The following is a 15,961-nucleotide window of genomic DNA, read 5'->3' on the forward strand; positions in this document are numbered from 1 at the left end:
AGGTCTCTAGCGTGGCGTGACATCAGCGACACCGCTATTCATGCCGAACCCGCAGGTCTCGAAGGTGACCGGGCGGCAGGCGGTGCGACAAGCCACCGACACGCGGGAGGACCGATGGCCTACGTGGTCACCGACGAGTGTGTGGACGTGCAGGATCGGTCCTGCGTCGAGGAGTGTCCGGTCGACTGCATCTACGAGGGCGACCGGATGATGTACGTCAACCCCGACGAGTGCGTCGACTGCGGGCGCTGCGAACCTGTCTGCCCCGTCACCTCGATCTACCACTTCGACGACCTGCCCACCGACAAGGCGCACTTCGGCCCGATCAACGCCGAGTTCTTCCTCGAGATCGGCACCCCCGGCGGGGCGCGCAAGATCGGCCGGGTCGGCCGGGACCACCCGGCGATCACCGAGAGCGCCACCTGATGGCCGGGCAGATCGAGGTCGACCTCGCCGTCATCGGCGCCGGGCCTGCCGGCCTCTACGCGACCTACTACGCCGGGTTCCGGGGCATGAGCGTGGCGGTCATCGACTCGCTGCCCGAACCCGGCGGCCAGATCGCCGCCCTGTATCCGGAGAAGGACATCTTCGACATCGCCGGCCTGCCGGCGATCAAGGGCCAGCAGCTCGTCGACGCGCTGCTCACCCAGGCCGCCACCGCCAAACCGACGTATCTGCTCGGGGAGAGCGCCGTCGACCTGACCCCCGGCGACGACCACGCGCTGATCGGCACCGACGCCGGCAGCCAGGTCCGGGCCAAGGCGGTGCTGCTGACCGCGGGCATCGGCACCTTCACCCCCCGCGAACTGCCCGTCGGCAGCGAGTATCTCGGGCGGGGCCTGCGCTACTTCGTGCCCCGGCTGGAGGACCTCGCCGGCCAGGACGTCGTCGTGGTCGGCGGCGGCGACTCGGCCGTGGACTGGGCCCTGGCGCTGGAGACGTACGCGTCCAGCGTCACCCTGGTGCACCGCCGCCCGCAGTTCCGCGCCCACGAGCGCAGCGTCACCATGCTGGAGCGCTCCAGCGTGCGCATCCGCACCCCGTACGAAGTCGTCGCGGTCACCGGCGAGCCGACCGTCACCTCGGTCACCATCGCCGAGGTCCGCGGCGAGGGCCGGGAGGAACTGCCCGCCCAGGCGGTGGTCGCCGCGCTCGGCTTCATCGCCGACCTGTCCGCGATGGAACGCTGGGGCCTGCGGATGCGCCGCCGGTACATCGAGGTGGACCGGTCGATGCGCACCAACCTGCCCCGCGTCTTCGCCGCCGGGGACATCACCGACTACGACGGCAAGGTACGGCTGATCTCCGTCGGGTTCGGGGAGGCCGCCAGCGCGGTCAACAACCTCGCGCCACTGGTCAACCCGGGACTGAGCACCGTTCCCGGGCACTCCTCGGACGCCGCGTGAGCGCCCCCGTCGCGGACGTCGCGCCGCGCCGCACCGCCGGCCCGCACCTGCTCGCCACCCGGCGCGGGATGGCCCGTCTCGCCGACGACGGCACCGCCGAGCTGCTCGACCTGCCGTACCCCGACGTGGCCGCGCTGTTGCGCGCCGGCGCCGGACTGACCCCGGCCGCCGAGGCCCCGGCCCTGGACCGGCTGCCCCTGGACACGCTCGCCGGGGACCTCGTCGCACCGTTGGGCAGCACCCGCGCGATCTGGGGGGTGGGCCTGAACTACCACTGCAAGGCCCGGCTCACCGGGCGGGGTGTCCCCGAACAGCCGCTGCTCTATCTCAAGGCCGCCAGCGCCGGCTGCGGCCCGGACGCGGTGGTGCCGCTGCCCACCTCGGTCAGCGCCCAACCGGACTACGAGGGAGAGGTCGCCCTCGTCATCGGCACGCGCATGCACCACACCCCGCCCGAGCTGGCCTGGGCGCACGTCGCCGCGATCACCGCCGCCAACGACCTCACCGCGCGGGACGTGATGAAGGCGTTGGGGAACCCCACCCTCGCCAAGAGCTTCCCCGGCTTCGGCGCGCTGGGCGCCTCCGTGCTCGACCTGTCCGCCGTTCCCGACCGCGACGCCATCACGGTGCGGACCACGGTCAACGGCGAACTGCGTCAGGAGGCGAGCACCGCCGACCTGATCTTCCCGGTGCCGGAGCTGCTCGCCTGGATCTCCCGGCACGCGGTGCTGGAACCCGGTGACGTGGTACTGACGGGCACTCCGGCCGGCACCGGACAGGACCTCGGCCGCTTCCTCACCCCGGGTGACCTGGTCGAGGTCACCGTCGGTGGGGTGCTGCCGCTGCGTACCCGGTTCCGCGCCGAAACCCCCGACCCCGACACCGCGCCACCGACCGGCGTCCTTCCCGCGGCGTGATTCGCCGCCGATTCCGAGAGTGAGACCAACCTGATGACCGAGAACTCCCCCCGGTACGACCTGGTGCTGGCCGGCGGCGCGGTGTTCGACGGCGCCACCGGCGACAGCCGGACCGCCGACGTCGCGATCGTCGGTGACCGGGTCGCCCGGATCGCCCCCGGCCTGGCCGCCGCGGGCACTGAGGTGATCGACTGCACCGGCCGGTACGTGCTGCCCGGCCTGATCGAGGCGCACACGCACATCTTCGCCGAGGTGTCCAAGGTGGGCGCCCCGCCGGACGAGGCGCACCTGCGCCGGGGCGTCGTGGCCGCCTGCGACGCCGGCACCGTCGGCGCCTCCACGTTCGCCGCCTTCGAGAAGTACGTCGCAGCCCCGGCGCAGCTCCGACTGGTGAATTTCCTCAACGTCTCCGTGCTGGGTCTGATCGACTTCCGCTTCGGCGAGCTGATGAACCCGGGGACGCTGGTGCCGGAGGACGCCCTGGCTGTCGCCGCGGCCAACCCGCACCGGGTACGCGGCTTCAAGATCCGGCTCTCCGAGGACGTCGTCGGCCTGGAGTGGCGGCCATTGCTCAAGCGCTCCCTGGCGCTGGCCGCGGAGGCCGGGCTGCCGCTGATGGTGCACATCGGGGAGACCCCGGAGCCGCTGCCGGTCATCCTAAACGAGCTGCGGCCCGGTGACGTGGTGGCGCACTGCTACACCGGCAAGCCGTACGGCATCCTGCGTGACGGCACCGTCCTGCCCGAGGTGTACGCCGCCCGCGAGCGCGGGGTGCTGTTCGAGTCCGCGCACGGCAAGAGCAACCTCAGCTTCGCCGTCGCGAAGCCCGCCATCGAGCAGGGCTTCCTGCCCGACGTCATCACCTCCGACACCAGCGCCCGCAACTGGCGTGGCCCGGTGTTCGACCTGGTCACCAGCATCTCCAAGCTGCGCGCCCTGGGCATGACCATGGCGCAGATCGTGCCACGGGTGACCTCGGCGCCGGCCCGGCTGCTCGGGTTGGACGCCGAGGGCTACGGCAGCCTGGTCGAGGGCGGGCCCGCGCACGTCACCGTGCTCGCCGACGCCGAGGAGGCGGTACTGCCGGACGCGGCCGGCAACAGCATGCCCGCCGTACGGCTGGAGCCGGAGGTGGTGCTGCGCGCCGGAGCGCGGATCGCCACCGTGCCGTGGCGCGGCCTGCCGGCGGATGGCGCGTGAGTCGACGATGACCGCGCGCGACCCGCTCGGGACGCACCGGGCCCGCCGCCGACTGCGCATGGCGCTGCGCGACGGCGGGCCGCTGGTGGGCACCTTCCTCAAGCTGCCCGGCGCCGACCCGGTGGCGCTGGCCGCCCGGTCCGGGCTCGACTTCGTCGTGCTCGACCTGGAGCACTCCGCGCTCGACGAACGCACCGTCACCGGCCAGCTCCGGCTCGCCGCGACGTCAGGCCTGCCCGCGCTGGTACGGGTGCCGTCGGTGGATCCCGGGCAGGTCAACCGCCTGCTGGAGGCCGGCGCGGTCGGCGTGCAGCTCTCCACCGTCCGGGCCAGTGCCGAGACGCGGGCGCTCGCCGACGCCGTCCGGTACGCCCCGGTCGGCCGTCGCAGCATCAGCCTGGCCCACCCGGTCGCCGGGTACGGCGACGGCGGGCTCGACGCCTACCTGGCGGCCGAAGCGGCCGACCCGCCGCTGCTGGTCGCCCAGATCGAGACCGCCACCACCGACGACCCGCTGTCGCAGTTGCTGGCCGGCGTGGACGTCGCCTTCGTCGGCACCACCGACCTGACGGTGAGCCTGGGCCTGTCCGCCCGCGACGACCCGGCGCCGCTGCTGGCCCGCACCGGGGAGGTGGCCAGGGCGGCCGGCGCCGCCGGTGTCGCCCTGGGCGGGTGGGTGTCGCGGCACAGCCCCGAGGCCCTGGCCCGGTACGGCCTGACCGACGCCCGGTACCTGGTCGTCGGTTCCGACCTGCAGCTGCTCGGCGCCGGCCTGCGTGGCCTGGTCGGGCGGTCCTGAACCCGTGGAAGGGGACTGACATGCTCAATCCGCAGCTCTACCGCACATCGGTGAACTGGGACGACATCCCGGCCACCGACGTGCGCCCCGGCGTGCGCCGCAAGGTGTACGCGACCGACGAGGTGCTCTTCGCCTGGCACGAGCTGGCCGTCGGGATGGACCTCAACCCGCACCACCACGACGACTTCGACCAGCTGGTGCTGATCCTGGGCGGTCGGTGCAACTACTACGTCGACGACGTGGCGCACCCGATGGGGCCGGGGTCGATGCTGCTGGTGCCCCGGGGTGCCGTGCACTACATCGAGCCGACCGAGGGGCCGTGCATCAACGTGGACGTCTTCGCTCCGCCGCGGGCGGACTTCCTGCCGTACGCCTGGCGGCCAGGGCAGAGCTGACCGGACGGCGGCCCGCTCGCCGGGCACCCGCGGACCGGTGGCGTGGGCACGGACGGCGCCCTGGTCGGCACGAGCCGGGTCGCGGCGGTGACGGTCGCTCCGGAGGGCGCGACGGTCGCCGTGCCGTGCCCGGTCGGGCGAAACATGCCGGCAGGCGTGGCGTGATGAGCTACAGACGGTAACTGAACTGACATAAGACCTGCTCTTGACAGGTGACAGCCTGCAATAGGAGCATCAGAGCGCGAGATGCTGTCTCGCATAACGTAGAAGGCGGTGGGTGATGACGCAGCAGTCGCCGGTACGCCCGCACGGCGAGCCCGGTGCCGGTGCGATGATCGACGAGGACTGGAACGCACTGCGGTTCCGGGTGCACCGTTCGGCGTACCGAGACCCGGCGGTGTTCTCCGCGGAGGTCGCCACCATCTGGGGGCGCACCTGGCTCTACCTCGGTCACGATACGGAGATCCCCAATCCGGGCGACTTCAAGACCCGGACCCTGGGCGGACGACCGTTGATCTTCGTCCGGGACTCGGACGGGAAGGTGCGCGCGTTCCTCAACTCCTGCCCGCACCGGGGCACGGTGCTGTGCCGTCACAACGAGGGCAACGCCAAGTTCTTCCAGTGCTTCTACCACGCCTGGGCGTTCAGCAACTCCGGTGACCTCGCCGCGCTGCCGGGCGACGAGGCGTACCCCGACGACCCGGCCTTCCGGGCGTCGATGTCGCTGCGTGAGGTGCCCCGGCTGGACATCCACGAGGGCTTCGTCTTCGTCTCCTTCACCGCGAACGTGCCCGACCTGCTCACCCATCTCGGCCCGGCCGCGCACTACATGTCGCTGACCGCCAAGATCGGCGAGCAGGGCTTGACGACCCTGCCCGGCGTGCAGCTCTACAGCGTCAAGGGGAACTGGAAGCTGGGCGTGGAGAACGCCATGGACGGCTACCACTTCGCGCCGACCCACAACACCTTCGTCGGCTACCTGCGGGAGACCGGCTTCGCCGTCACCGACGACGACCAGTACGCCTACGACCTCGGCGGCGGCCACGGTCTGCTGGTGCTGACCGGGCACAACGGCCGCATCGGCATGGTGTGGGAGCCGCGCTTCGGCGACGAGGAGAAGGTCCGCACCGACGCCAAGCGCCGCGAGATGGAGGCCCGGCTCGGTCCCGAACTGGCGGCCGAGGTCGCCGACGCCAGCCGGATCCTCTACGTCTTCCCCAACCTGTTGCTGTTCGACCTGGAGGCACTGACCATCCGCCAGCTCGAACCGGTCGCCGCCGACCGCACGGACGTCCGGGCCTGGCAGTTCGTCGAGGTCGGCGAGCCGGAGTCGGTGCGCGCGCTGCGGATCAAGACGATGGTCAGCTTCGTGGGCCCGGGCGGCCTGGCCACCCCGGACGACATCGAGGCGTACGAGGCGGTGCAGCGCGGCATCGTGGCCACCGCCGACGCGACCGACCCGGACCACGACTGGAGCGACATGTCCCGGGGCATGGCCAACGAGAAGCAGGGCAACCAGGGGCGATCCATCGACGAGGGCGCCATGCGCAGCTTCTGGCGGCACTGGGCCGACCGGCTGAACATGCCCACCAGCGTCGTCGGCACACCCCCGGCCGGCCCGCCGAAGCCCGGGCCGAGCGCGCAGCTGTCCGGCGCCGGTGCGACGACGGAAGGGGCATGAGCGCGATGTCGTCGACACCCGTCAGCCGCAGGGGAGTGGTCAGTGTGGGATCGCGTGAGGTGACCCGGGCGGAGGTGGAGGACTTCCTCTACCACGAGGCGCACCTGCTCGACACATGGCGCCTGGACGAGTGGTTCACCCTGTTCGAGGAGGGCGGCCGGCTGGAGGTGCCGACCACCGACTGGGCCGGCTGGGCCGCCGACACCGCCGGCTACTTCGTCTGCGACGACTACGAGCTGATCCAGGCCCGGGTCAAGCGGCTGAAGAGCCGCAAGGCGCACGCGGAGAACCCGCACTCGCGTACCCACCGGATGGTCTCCAACGTGGTCCTGCTGGAGGCCGGCGAGGAAACCATCTGGATCAACGCGAACTTCGTCATCCACCGCTACCGCGACGGCGGCGCCTACACCTACGTCGGCCGCTACGAGCACGTGCTCAAGGTCGATCCCGACGGGCTGCGGTTCCGGGCCCGCCGGGCGGTGCCGGTGATGGAGTCGATGGACCCGGGCGCGCGTCTGAGCTTCATCCTCTGACCCGGAAGGCACCTCCGATGATCACTCACATGCTGGTCTTCCGGTTCCGCGACGACCTGCCACCCGGCGCGGCCGAGTCGGTCCTGGCCGAGCTGGAGACCTTCCCCGACCGGTACCCGGCGATGCGCAACTGGCGTAGCGGGATCAACATCAGCAACCGGGACACCACCATGACCCACGGCTTCGTCGTGGAGTTCGACACCGAGCAGGAACTGCTCGCCTACCTCACCAGCGAGTCGCACGAGCGGTTCGTCCGGGAACGCTGGCGCCCCGTCATCGAACGCCAGGCAATCGTCACCCTCCCCGGGACCGGGGACGCGTCACGCACCGAGAGGAGTCGCTGATGTCCACCGAGGCCGCCACCCGCCGCCGTGGCCCGTACGGGATGGAGTACGCCCGAATCGAGGTGCCGGACCTGGCCGCCTCCATCGAGTTCCTCCAGTACCACGTCGGCCTGCAGTTGGAACAGCACGACGACGAGTACGCGTTCCTGCGCGCCGACATCGAGCACCACAGCATCGAGCTGGTGGCCGCTCCGCAGCGCGAGGTCTCCTGGACCACCGCGGTCGGGTTCAGCGTCGAGTCCGAGGCGGTGCTGGACGACCTGCGGGAGCGGGTGACCGCCGCCGGCCACGAGATCCTGGAGCTGGCCGACCGGGTCAAGGGGCTGGTGCAGGCCGGGTTCGCCGTGCGCGACCCCAACGGGCTGATCGTGGAGCTGTTCACCGAGTTCGTCGAGTACGCCGAGCCGCCACTGATCGAGCTGCGCCCGCTGGACCTGGTGCACCCGTTCCTCGCCACCGACAAGTACGAGGAGACCCTGGACTTCTACTCCAACGTGCTCGGGTTCCTCGTCTCGGACCACGTCGGCGACGTGACCGTCTTCCTGCGCTCCGAGGACCGCTACCACCACAGCCTCGCCCTGCAGCGCAACAAGGAGTTCTACGTAGCGCACCTGTGCTTCATGATGAAGAGCTTCGACCACGTGATGCGCGGCCGGGCCCGGGCCCAGTACAAGAAGGTGCCCATCGCCTCCGACCTGGTCAACCACTCGGCCTCGACGTCGATCGCCTTCTACATGCACGACGTGCGGCACGGCCCGCGCTACGAGCTGTGCGACCGGCACCGGGTGTTCACCCCCGAGGAACACGAGACGCACCGCGCCCGGCGGATGGCGGTGGACCCGCGCAACATCGACGTGTGGCGCCCGGCCGCCGACGACTGGGGACGCTTCTGAGCCGCGGTCCGTGGAGCGGCTCGTCCCCGCGGTAGGCGACGGCGTGGACATCCGTCGACGGATGTCGCCTGCCGTGCGGGGGCCCGTGCCTGGGCCGGTCGACGAGTTCCTGCCACGAGCACATCCACGTCGGGCGACCCGCCTCGACCGTCACGGCACCGCTCACCACAGAGCCGGACGCGGCACCACCCGCGTCCGGTGCGGCGGGAGGCCGCGCGGAGAAGGACCCACACGGCGGGTGTCGCGCCGCGCGGCCCACCCGGGCCGCCACGATCGAGGTCAGCCCGCTTGATCCTCAACCTCCGAGGGGCCTGTGGAGGCCCTGACCGATCACGGAAACAGCCCGACAGGAGTACCGGTGGACAAGGTCATCGCGAGTGCGGCCGAGGCGGTCGCGGACATCCCCAGTGGTTCCACGCTGGCAGTCGGTGGTTTCGGGTTGTGCGGAATTCCGTCGGTGCTCATCGAGGCCCTCCTCGACGTCGGCGTCACGGATCTGGAAGTGGTGTCGAACAACTGCGGTGTCGACGACTGGGGCCTGGGACGTCTGCTGAACGCGAAGCGGATCCGTCGGATGGTGTCCTCCTACGTGGGGGAGAACAAGGAGTTCGCCCGGCAGTACCTGTCCGGCGAACTCGAGGTCGAACTCAACCCGCAGGGCACGCTCGCCGAGCGGATGCGGGCGGGCGGGTCCGGGATCGCCGCGTTCTTCACCGCGACCGGTGGCGGCACCCAGATTTCCGAAGGCGGCCTTCCCTGGCGCTACGACAGCGAGGGCAACGTCGTCACCGCGTCGCCTGCCAAGGAGACCCGCGAGTTCGGTGGCCGTGAGTATGTGCTCGAGGAGGCGGTCGTCGCCGACTTCGGGCTGGTACGCGCCTGGAAAGGCGACCGGCACGGCAACCTCGTCTACAAGGACTCCGCACGTAACTTCAATCCGCTCGCCGCGATGTGTGGCCGCGTCACGATCGCCGAGGTCGAGCACCTGGTCGAGCCCGGCGACATCGACCCCAACGACGTGCACACCCCGGGCGTGTTCGTCCAGCGGGTCGTCGCCCTCACGCCCGAGCAGGCAGCCGACAAGCGCATCGAGAGGGTCACCGTCCGCTCCCGGTGAAGGAGGCGCCGGGCGGTGGCGCCCGTCGCCGTACCCACCGCGGGACCGGGCGTCCACAGCATCGAACAGGAAGGAAACGACCGTGGCATGGACTCGTGAGGAGATGGCCCAGCGGGCCGCCAGCGAGTTGACCGACGGCTCATACGTCAACCTCGGCATCGGCCTGCCGACGCTCGTCCCGAACTACGTCCCCGATGACGTCGAGCTCGTCCTGCAGTCGGAGAACGGACTGCTCGGTGTCGGCGCCTACCCGTACGAGGGCGAGGAAGACCCCGACCTCATCAACGCGGGCAAGGAGACAGTGACCTTGCGCAAGGGGGCGTCGGTCTTCGACTCATCCATGAGCTTCGGCATGATCCGTGGCGGCAAGATCGACGCCGCCATCCTCGGCGCCATGCAGGTCTCGGCAACCGGCGACATCGCCAACTGGATGATCCCGGGCAAGATGATCAAAGGCATGGGCGGCGCCATGGATCTGGTCCACGGCGCCAAGCGTGTCATCGTCCTGATGGAGCACACCGCGAAGGACGGCTCGTACAAGATCGTGAACGAGTGCTCCCTGCCCTACACCGGCCGCGCGGTGGTCCAGGAGATCATCACCGATCTGTGCGTCCTCCAGGTCACTCCGGACGGTCTCGTCCTCACCGAGCTGGCCCCCGACGTCAGCCTCGACGAGGTACGCGACAAGACCGAACCTGAGTTCGCGGTCGCCCTGAGGCGCCAGGACGACGCCGGGGTCTGATTAATCGGATGGGCCCGTCGGTGCTGGTCACTATGGTTGGTCGATGGACGTTGTCAGCACCGCCGACGTCTCGCCGGGCGACCGGTTCGCCTTCTGGCGCGAGGTCAGCGCGAAGCTCTGGGTGCCGTACGACCTGGCCCGGGAACGGCAGGCGGAGACCGGCTTCGAGGCACGGGTCGGCATCAGCGAGTTCGGCCCGGTGCAGGCGACCCTGATGACGACGACGGCGCACTCGGTGCGCCGTACGCCCCGGCTGATCCGCCAGGCCGACCCGGAAGTGTTCAAGGTCAGCTGCATGGTCAGTGGCAACGGCAGGCTCACCCAGGACGGCAGGTGCGCGGAGTTCGGCGCCGGGGACCTCGTGCTCTACGACACCTCGCGTCCGTACGTGGCCGAACTCCGGCCGGACGATGCGACGAGCCGGATGCTGCTCCTGCGTTTCCCACGGGCGCTGCTGCCGTTTCCTCCCCGGGACCTGCGTGAACTGAGCGCCGTCTGCATTCCCGGCGCCCGCGGCGTCGGCGCGTTGTCGTCGCGTTTCCTGCTGCAACTCGCCGACCAGTTGGACGCACTGACCCCGGCCGAGACCGCGCGTCTGGCCACCCTGACGCTCGACGTGCTGATCACGGCGTTGGCCGACGCGCTGGACGCCCGGACGGTCGTCCCCGCGGACACGTGCCGACGGGCGCTGACCGCCCGCATCCACGCCTTCATCCGCGACCATCTCGGTGACCCGGACCTGACCCCGAGCGCGATCGCCGCGGCGCACCACATCTCCCTGCGCTACCTCCACAAGCTGTTCGAGCAGGAGGAGCACACCGTCGCCGGCTGGATCCGCGAACGGCGCCTCGAGCGGTGCCGATGCGACCTCGCCGAACCCCGGCTCGCCGCCCGCACGGTCAACGCGATCGCCGCCCGGTGGGGATTCGCCAGCGCCGCGCATTTCAGCCATGCGTTCCGCGCCCGGTACGGCCAATCGCCCACCGAGTTCCGCCAGCAGCTTCCGAGCGTGCACGGAGACTGAACACCTGTGCACCCGGCCGCAACGACAGTCGCGGATGCAGCGGGCAGTCTCGTCTCAGGAAGTCGGCTTGTCCGAAGCGACAGCACTGAGAAGGGAATCGAATTGTGCGCTCGTGGGCGAAGAAGCTCCACCGGGCCACCGCCGTGGCCCCGGTCCTCGCCATCCTGCCGATCATGTCCGGCCCGGCGCAGGCCGCCGACGTGGCCTGCAACCAGAAGAACCAGAGGCTGACCGCCACGCCGTACGGCGGGAATCCGGGCGGCTCCGTCCTGATCGGTCGATCATCCGCCACCGGGCGGTGAGTAGTGTCGGCGTCATCGGCAGCCCCGTCGACGGGGCAGCCCGATGATCAGGGCGGCGCCGACGGTCAGGTGCATGCCGAGCAGCACCAGCCGGCTGCTGCCCACGCCGCTGCCCAGCGGGCCGGCCAGCGAGAGCACCAACACGATCAGCGCGATGACCCGGAACGTCCGGGCGGGACGGCGGACCGTACGCTCCAGCAGCGCGAGCAGGCCCCAGGCGGCCAGGCCGGCGACCAGCGCGGCCACCACGACGGCAGCCGGGCCGATGTGCCGCGTCGCCTCACCCTCGCGGACGGTGAGATCGATGCCGGCCCAGGGGTCGTTGAGGACCCACAGGAGAAGGGCGCCGGCTGCGCCCGCGGCGACGGTGAGCGCGCGGCCCGTGCGCCGCGTGGTGGTCCAGGTCGTGTCGGTCCGTCGCATGTCGTTCGTCATGCCGATGAGCGTCGCGGTCCGCACCGGGTGGACACATCGGTCCGCGAGCGGCGCCGGTCCTTCCTGGGAGAACGCGACCACCAACTTTGGCAGGTGTCGGGGCCGGGTGCCCGCCGGTTAGCCTCGCCGCGTGCACCGCTTCCCGCTCGGGTCGGAGGACTGCGACCGCCGCCCCGGTCTCGCCACCACCGCCGTGCTGCTGGGCGTGTCCGGCGTGCTGACCGCGGCGACGATCCTGGGCTGGTGGAGCGGCCGCTCGCCCGGCCCGCTGCTCGCGCTCGACCTCGCGGCCGGCGCGCTGAGCTGGCTGCTGACGCCGCTGATGTGGTGGCGGCCGGTCGCCAGCACGGCCGTGCTCACCGTGCTGGCCGCGGTGTCGCCGGCCGCCACCCCACCGGCCACGATCGGCGCGCTCCAGGTGGCGCGCCGCCGGCGCGCCGCGGTCGCGGTCGCGGTGGCGGCGGCCGGGGTCGCCGCGCACGCGGTCCAGGGCGTCTGGCGGTCCAACGGCGGCATGTCGTACGGCTGGTGGCTGGCGCTGGTCACCATCGGCTACGGTGCGCTGCTCGGCTGGGGCGCGTGGGCGCAGGCCCGCGAAGCGCTGATCCGCTCGCTGCACGAGCGGGCCCGCCGCGCCGAGGCGGAGCAGGGCCGCCGGGTGGCCGAGGCGCGCATGCTGGAACGCCGCAGGATCGCCCGGGAGATGCACGACGTCCTCGCCCACCGCCTGTCGCTGCTGGCGACGTTCGCCGGCGCGATGGAGTACCGCCCGGACTCCTCACCCGAGCGGTTGTCCCAGGCCGCGGGGGTCGTCCGGGACGGGGTGCACCAGGCGCTCGAGGAGCTGCGTGAGGTGATCTCGCTTCTGCGCGACGACGAACCGCCGGACGGCGAGAACAGCCGCCCGCAGCCGGTGCTGGCCGACGTCCCGCGCCTGGTCGACGAGTCCCGCGACGCCGGCGCCGAGGTGCTGCTGCGCGAGGCGGTGGACGAGCCGGCCGAGGCGCCCCCGTCGGTGGCCCGCACCGCGTACCGGGTGGTCCAGGAGGGCCTGACCAACGCCCGCAGACACGCCGCGGGCCAGCCGGTCCGGGTAGCCCTGCGGGGCGGGCCCGGCGCCGGCCTGGAGATCGACGTCCGCAACGTGCTGGCGGCGGAGCGCACGACGCCGCCCGGCTGGTCCGGGGGCGCCGGGCTGGTCGGGCTCACCGAGCGGGTGCACCTGGCCGGCGGGCGGCTCGACCACCAGGTGGTCGACGGGGAGTTCCGGCTGCACGCGTCAATACCATGGCCGGCATGACCCCGCCGGTGCGCGTGCTCGTCGTCGACGACGACGCGCTGGTCCGCGCCGGACTGACCATGATGCTCGACGGTGCCGAGGGCATCGCGGTGGTCGGCGAGGCCGCTGACGGCGACCAGGTGCCGGCCGCCACCGACGCGCACGCCCCCGACGTCGTGCTGATGGACCTGCGCATGCCCCGGGTCGACGGCATCACCGCCATCCGCCGCCTACGGGCGCGCCCGCGACCGCCCGAGATCATCGTGCTGACCACGTTCGACACCGACGAGAACATCCTGTCCGCGCTGCGCGCCGGGGCCAGCGGCTTCCTGCTCAAGGACACCCCACCGGCCCGGATCGTCGACGCGGTACGGCAGGTCGCGGCCGGCGAGCCGATCCTGTCGCCACGGGTCACCCGCCGGCTCATGGCCCGGGTCGCCGTCCAGGCCGGCGCGTACGCCCGGGCGAAGGCCGCCCTCGCGGTGCTCAGCCCGCGCGAGCGCGACGTCGTGGTGGCGATCGGTCAGGGGCGCAACAACGCCGAGATAGCCGCCGCGCTCGGCATGACCCTGGCCACCGTGAAGACCCACGTGTCGCACATCCTGACCAAGCTCGACCTCTGCAACCGCACCCAGATAGCGCTCCTCGCCCACGACGCCGAACTCTCCTGACCGCTGGGCTCGGCGACCTCCTCGCCACGGGCCTGGCGAAGCCGCACGCCCGCGGGACGCCGGTCAGCGGCCCACCCGCGGGGTGCGCGGATTCCGCCCGTCGAACGGCGGCCGGCGGTGCGGCTGAGCGAGGCCGTCAGCGGTTCTGCGCCGGTGCGGCGATGCCCTCCTCGATCGCCAGTCGGGTCAACTCCGGCCGCCGGCGGCGTCCCGTCTTCTCCCGGATCCGGTCCAGGTGGGAGCGGACCGTACGGACGCTGATCGCCAGCGCCTCCGCGATGTCCTGGTCCCGTTCACCGGCGGCCAGCAGCGACAGCACCTGACGCTCCCGGTCGGACAGCGGGACCCGGTACAACGGCTGTCGGCCACGGGACGAGTCCAGCAGGATCGAGGCCAGCGTCGGCGACACGTAGGTGTTGCCGGCGGCGATCTCCCGTACCGCCCGGAGGATCTCGTCGGCGTCGGCGTCCTTGGTCAGGTACCCGCGGGCCCCGGCGGCGATCGCGCCGAGCACGTCGGACTGGTCCCCGTGCGCCGACACGACCAGCACCCGGTGCCCCATGCCGGTGACCGCGACCACCGCCGCCGCGTCGCGTACGCCCGGCAGCCTCAGGTCGAGGATCACCACCCCGCCCCCGGGCTGCTGGTACGCCGCGAACTCCTCCACCGACCTCGCGGTGGTGCTGACCAGGATGTCCGGCGCGTCGCCGAGCGCGCGGACCAGCGCGGCCCGGTAGAGGGGGTGGTCCTCCACCACCGACACCTCGATCGTCGTCCCCCCGGTCACCGCGTCCCCTCCGTGCCGGCGGCCGGCCGGACCGTGACCGGGGCGGGCCGCTGGGCGGCGGCCGGCTCCAGCACCGGCCCGGTCGGGAACAGGGCCAGCACGCTCGGTGGCACCGCCGTGGGCTGGACCGTCCCGTAACCGAGTGCCTTCAGCGCGTCCCCGTCCGGTATCGGATACCGCACCCCCTGGTCGGTGAGGAGGAAGACGGTGCCGAGCGCGGCCTGCGGTGCCGGCCGCTCGCGCAACACGGCGGCCCGGCCGGCCGGCACGAACACCGCGTCGGCCCGGGATCCGCCACCGGCCGCGATCGGCGCCGCGCCGGCCGGCACACCCGTCGAGGCACCCAACCTGATCACCGCCCGGTCACCGTCCAGCGTCGCGCACACCGCGACCCCTTCGCCGGAGACCGCCAACGGCGGGGCGAGCCGGGCCGGATAGTCGCCGGCCGGCCCGGTCACCGGCTGCGACTGCGCCACGTCGGCCGCGGTCACCCCGATCTCGCGCGCCGCGCCGCCCGGGTACGCCGCCCGGTTGGCCGGGTTGCCGAGCACCAGTGCCGCCTCGGTCTGCCCGATCGCCAGCAGCCCGTCGGCGCGGACCAGGTAGTAGCGGGGCTCGGTGCCCACGTTCGTGGCGGCGAGCACCTGGCCGACCCGCGTCGGTTGGTCACCGACCCGGGGCCCGGCGGAGCCCACCCCGGCCACCGTGATCAGCCGCAGGTCCGGGCCGGGGGTCACCGCGTTCAACCAGGCCGTGCTGACCGGCAGTGGGCGTACCGCGTCGTAGCCGAGGGCCACCGCGGTGGCCGGGTCGGCGATCCGGTGCCGGCGCCCGGCCACCAACGCGTGCTCGGCGCCGTCCGGGCTGGCGACCAGCAGCGCCGTCGCCGCGCCCACCTCGGTACCGACAGGCGGCACCCCGGCCAGCGCCGTGGTGACCGGCGGGGTACCGGCCGGCCGTCCCTCGGCGCTGCGCGCGCAGACGGTGAACGGCGCGGTCAGCAGCCGGTCCCGCGCCGGCAACGACGACGGCGCGCCCGGGATCCCGAGCGGTACGCCACGCGGCGCACCTGCCAGGGACTTGCTCGACACCCGGCTGGTCGCGGTGCCGTCACCGCCGGCGAGCAGCCGCGCCGAGGCGTAGTTGAGCATCGGATGCAGCAACCCGTCGGTGCCCATCACGTACGCCGCGCCGGTGTCCTTCTCGATGACCACCTGGCCGGGCTTGCGCCAGTCGTTGTTCGCGCCCGGCCGCAGGAACCCGTACACCCCGAAGCCGGCGGTCACCAGCAGGGCCGCCGCGGCGCCGAGCGCACACCCGATGACCAGGCGGCGACTCGGCGACACCGGATGGTTGGCGTCGCCCACCTGGAGCGCCGAGACGAGGCGGCGGCGCAGGAACTGGTACGCCTGTAGTTGGTCCCGCTGTGTCCACAT

19 protein-coding genes are annotated in these 15,961 nt (G+C 72.2%); 16 read left to right on the forward strand and 3 right to left on the reverse strand.

Going from position 1 to position 15,961, the window contains the following annotated elements; genetic code table 11:
• Nucleotides 1-114: 114 nt before the first annotated feature.
• The 14 genes from fdxA (at nt 115) to ACGFIR_RS25230 (ending at nt 11,353) form a co-directional block, all read left to right on the forward strand.
• Nucleotides 115-426 (forward strand): ferredoxin, encoded by a 312-nt coding sequence (gene fdxA / locus ACGFIR_RS25165; protein ID WP_393006500.1) that lies wholly within the window; start codon nt 115-117, stop codon nt 424-426.
• On the forward strand, nt 426-1,406 hold the full coding sequence (locus ACGFIR_RS25170) for an NAD(P)/FAD-dependent oxidoreductase (RefSeq protein WP_393147502.1): 981 nt from the start codon (nt 426-428) through the stop codon (nt 1,404-1,406). Before fdxA ends, ACGFIR_RS25170 begins: the two co-directional genes overlap by 1 nt.
• Nucleotides 1,403-2,323 carry a fumarylacetoacetate hydrolase family protein gene (locus ACGFIR_RS25175; protein WP_393006504.1) on the forward strand — a complete coding sequence of 307 codons (921 nt, stop codon included), beginning with the start codon at nt 1,403-1,405 and terminating at the stop codon, nt 2,321-2,323. The genes ACGFIR_RS25170 and ACGFIR_RS25175 overlap by 4 nt, the downstream gene beginning before the upstream one ends.
• Nucleotides 2,324-2,356: 33 nt before the next feature.
• Nucleotides 2,357-3,523, forward strand: a complete 1,167-nt coding sequence (locus tag ACGFIR_RS25180; RefSeq protein WP_393006506.1) for an amidohydrolase — start codon at nt 2,357-2,359, stop codon at nt 3,521-3,523.
• A 7-nt stretch (nt 3,524-3,530) separates the two neighbouring features.
• Complete coding sequence (locus ACGFIR_RS25185) at nt 3,531-4,322, forward strand: HpcH/HpaI aldolase/citrate lyase family protein (protein WP_393147504.1); 792 nt, start codon at nt 3,531-3,533, stop codon at nt 4,320-4,322.
• A 20-nt stretch (nt 4,323-4,342) separates the two neighbouring features.
• A complete protein-coding gene (locus ACGFIR_RS25190) occupies nt 4,343-4,717 on the forward strand; it encodes an AraC family ligand binding domain-containing protein (protein WP_393006510.1) in 375 nt (124 codons plus the stop codon).
• A gap of 280 nt (nt 4,718-4,997) precedes the next feature.
• Nucleotides 4,998-6,398, forward strand: a complete 1,401-nt coding sequence (locus ACGFIR_RS25195; RefSeq protein WP_393006512.1) for a Rieske 2Fe-2S domain-containing protein — start codon at nt 4,998-5,000, stop codon at nt 6,396-6,398.
• 44 nt (nt 6,399-6,442) lie between these two features.
• Nucleotides 6,443-6,931 carry an aromatic-ring-hydroxylating dioxygenase subunit beta gene (locus ACGFIR_RS25200; protein ID WP_393006514.1) on the forward strand — a complete coding sequence of 163 codons (489 nt, stop codon included), beginning with the start codon at nt 6,443-6,445 and terminating at the stop codon, nt 6,929-6,931.
• A 17-nt stretch (nt 6,932-6,948) separates the two neighbouring features.
• Nucleotides 6,949-7,275, forward strand: a complete 327-nt coding sequence (locus ACGFIR_RS25205; protein ID WP_393006516.1) for a Dabb family protein — start codon at nt 6,949-6,951, stop codon at nt 7,273-7,275.
• Nucleotides 7,275-8,168: a VOC family protein gene (locus tag ACGFIR_RS25210; RefSeq protein WP_393006518.1), complete on the forward strand. Its 894-nt coding sequence runs from the start codon at nt 7,275-7,277 to the stop codon at nt 8,166-8,168. The genes ACGFIR_RS25205 and ACGFIR_RS25210 overlap by 1 nt, the downstream gene beginning before the upstream one ends.
• Before the next feature lie 358 nt (nt 8,169-8,526).
• Nucleotides 8,527-9,285, forward strand: coding sequence for a CoA transferase subunit A (locus ACGFIR_RS25215; protein WP_393006520.1), 759 nt, complete (start codon nt 8,527-8,529; stop codon nt 9,283-9,285).
• A gap of 82 nt (nt 9,286-9,367) precedes the next feature.
• Nucleotides 9,368-10,027, forward strand: a complete 660-nt coding sequence (locus ACGFIR_RS25220; RefSeq protein ID WP_393147506.1) for a CoA transferase subunit B — start codon at nt 9,368-9,370, stop codon at nt 10,025-10,027.
• A 43-nt stretch (nt 10,028-10,070) separates the two neighbouring features.
• Complete coding sequence (locus tag ACGFIR_RS25225; RefSeq protein ID WP_393147508.1) at nt 10,071-11,051, forward strand: helix-turn-helix domain-containing protein; 981 nt, start codon at nt 10,071-10,073, stop codon at nt 11,049-11,051.
• Between the two features lie 104 nt (nt 11,052-11,155).
• Nucleotides 11,156-11,353: a hypothetical protein gene (locus tag ACGFIR_RS25230; protein ID WP_393147510.1), complete on the forward strand. Its 198-nt coding sequence runs from the start codon at nt 11,156-11,158 to the stop codon at nt 11,351-11,353.
• 12 nt (nt 11,354-11,365) lie between these two features.
• Here the strand turns inward: ACGFIR_RS25230 and ACGFIR_RS25235 are convergent, their stop codons facing one another.
• Nucleotides 11,366-11,788, reverse strand: coding sequence for a DUF6069 family protein (locus ACGFIR_RS25235; protein WP_393147512.1), 423 nt, complete (start codon nt 11,786-11,788; stop codon nt 11,366-11,368).
• 130 nt (nt 11,789-11,918) lie between these two features.
• On the opposite strand from ACGFIR_RS25235, the gene ACGFIR_RS25240 reads away from it, so the two are divergent.
• Entirely contained in the window at nt 11,919-13,088 is a 1,170-nt protein-coding gene (locus tag ACGFIR_RS25240) for a sensor histidine kinase (RefSeq protein WP_393147514.1), read from the forward strand.
• Nucleotides 13,076-13,738: a response regulator gene (locus ACGFIR_RS25245; RefSeq protein ID WP_393147516.1), complete on the forward strand. Its 663-nt coding sequence runs from the start codon at nt 13,076-13,078 to the stop codon at nt 13,736-13,738. The genes ACGFIR_RS25240 and ACGFIR_RS25245 overlap by 13 nt, the downstream gene beginning before the upstream one ends.
• Before the next feature lie 136 nt (nt 13,739-13,874).
• Here the strand turns inward: ACGFIR_RS25245 and ACGFIR_RS25250 are convergent, their stop codons facing one another.
• Nucleotides 13,875-14,525, reverse strand: coding sequence for a LuxR C-terminal-related transcriptional regulator (locus ACGFIR_RS25250; RefSeq protein ID WP_393006534.1), 651 nt, complete (start codon nt 14,523-14,525; stop codon nt 13,875-13,877).
• Nucleotides 14,522-15,961, reverse strand: a complete 1,440-nt coding sequence (gene eccB, locus ACGFIR_RS25255; protein ID WP_393006536.1) for a type VII secretion protein EccB — start codon at nt 15,959-15,961, stop codon at nt 14,522-14,524. Before eccB ends, ACGFIR_RS25250 begins: the two co-directional genes overlap by 4 nt.

Origin of the sequence: Micromonospora sp. NPDC049051 (assembly GCF_043197575.1) — a bacterium.
Classification (GTDB): Bacteria; Actinomycetota; Actinomycetes; order Mycobacteriales; family Micromonosporaceae; genus Micromonospora.

Excerpts from the sequence above, each read along its gene's own strand:
- ACGFIR_RS25190 (WP_393006510.1), top strand. The coding sequence starts at position 4,343 with ATGCTCAATCCGCAGCTCTACCGCACATCGGTGAACTGGGACGACATC.
- ACGFIR_RS25225 (WP_393147508.1), top strand. The coding sequence starts at position 10,071 with ATGGACGTTGTCAGCACCGCCGACGTCTCGCCGGGCGACCGGTTCGCC.
- ACGFIR_RS25205 (WP_393006516.1), top strand. The coding sequence starts at position 6,949 with ATGATCACTCACATGCTGGTCTTCCGGTTCCGCGACGACCTGCCACCC.
- fdxA (WP_393006500.1), top strand. The coding sequence starts at position 115 with ATGGCCTACGTGGTCACCGACGAGTGTGTGGACGTGCAGGATCGGTCC.
- ACGFIR_RS25180 (WP_393006506.1), top strand. The coding sequence starts at position 2,357 with ATGACCGAGAACTCCCCCCGGTACGACCTGGTGCTGGCCGGCGGCGCG.
- ACGFIR_RS25195 (WP_393006512.1), top strand. The coding sequence starts at position 4,998 with ATGACGCAGCAGTCGCCGGTACGCCCGCACGGCGAGCCCGGTGCCGGT.
- ACGFIR_RS25235 (WP_393147512.1), bottom strand. The coding sequence starts at position 11,788 with ATGACGAACGACATGCGACGGACCGACACGACCTGGACCACCACGCGG.
- ACGFIR_RS25245 (WP_393147516.1), top strand. The coding sequence starts at position 13,076 with ATGGCCGGCATGACCCCGCCGGTGCGCGTGCTCGTCGTCGACGACGAC.
- ACGFIR_RS25170 (WP_393147502.1), top strand. The coding sequence starts at position 426 with ATGGCCGGGCAGATCGAGGTCGACCTCGCCGTCATCGGCGCCGGGCCT.
- ACGFIR_RS25210 (WP_393006518.1), top strand. The coding sequence starts at position 7,275 with ATGTCCACCGAGGCCGCCACCCGCCGCCGTGGCCCGTACGGGATGGAG.
- ACGFIR_RS25185 (WP_393147504.1), top strand. The coding sequence starts at position 3,531 with ATGACCGCGCGCGACCCGCTCGGGACGCACCGGGCCCGCCGCCGACTG.
- eccB (WP_393006536.1), bottom strand. The coding sequence starts at position 15,961 with ATGTGGACACAGCGGGACCAACTACAGGCGTACCAGTTCCTGCGCCGC.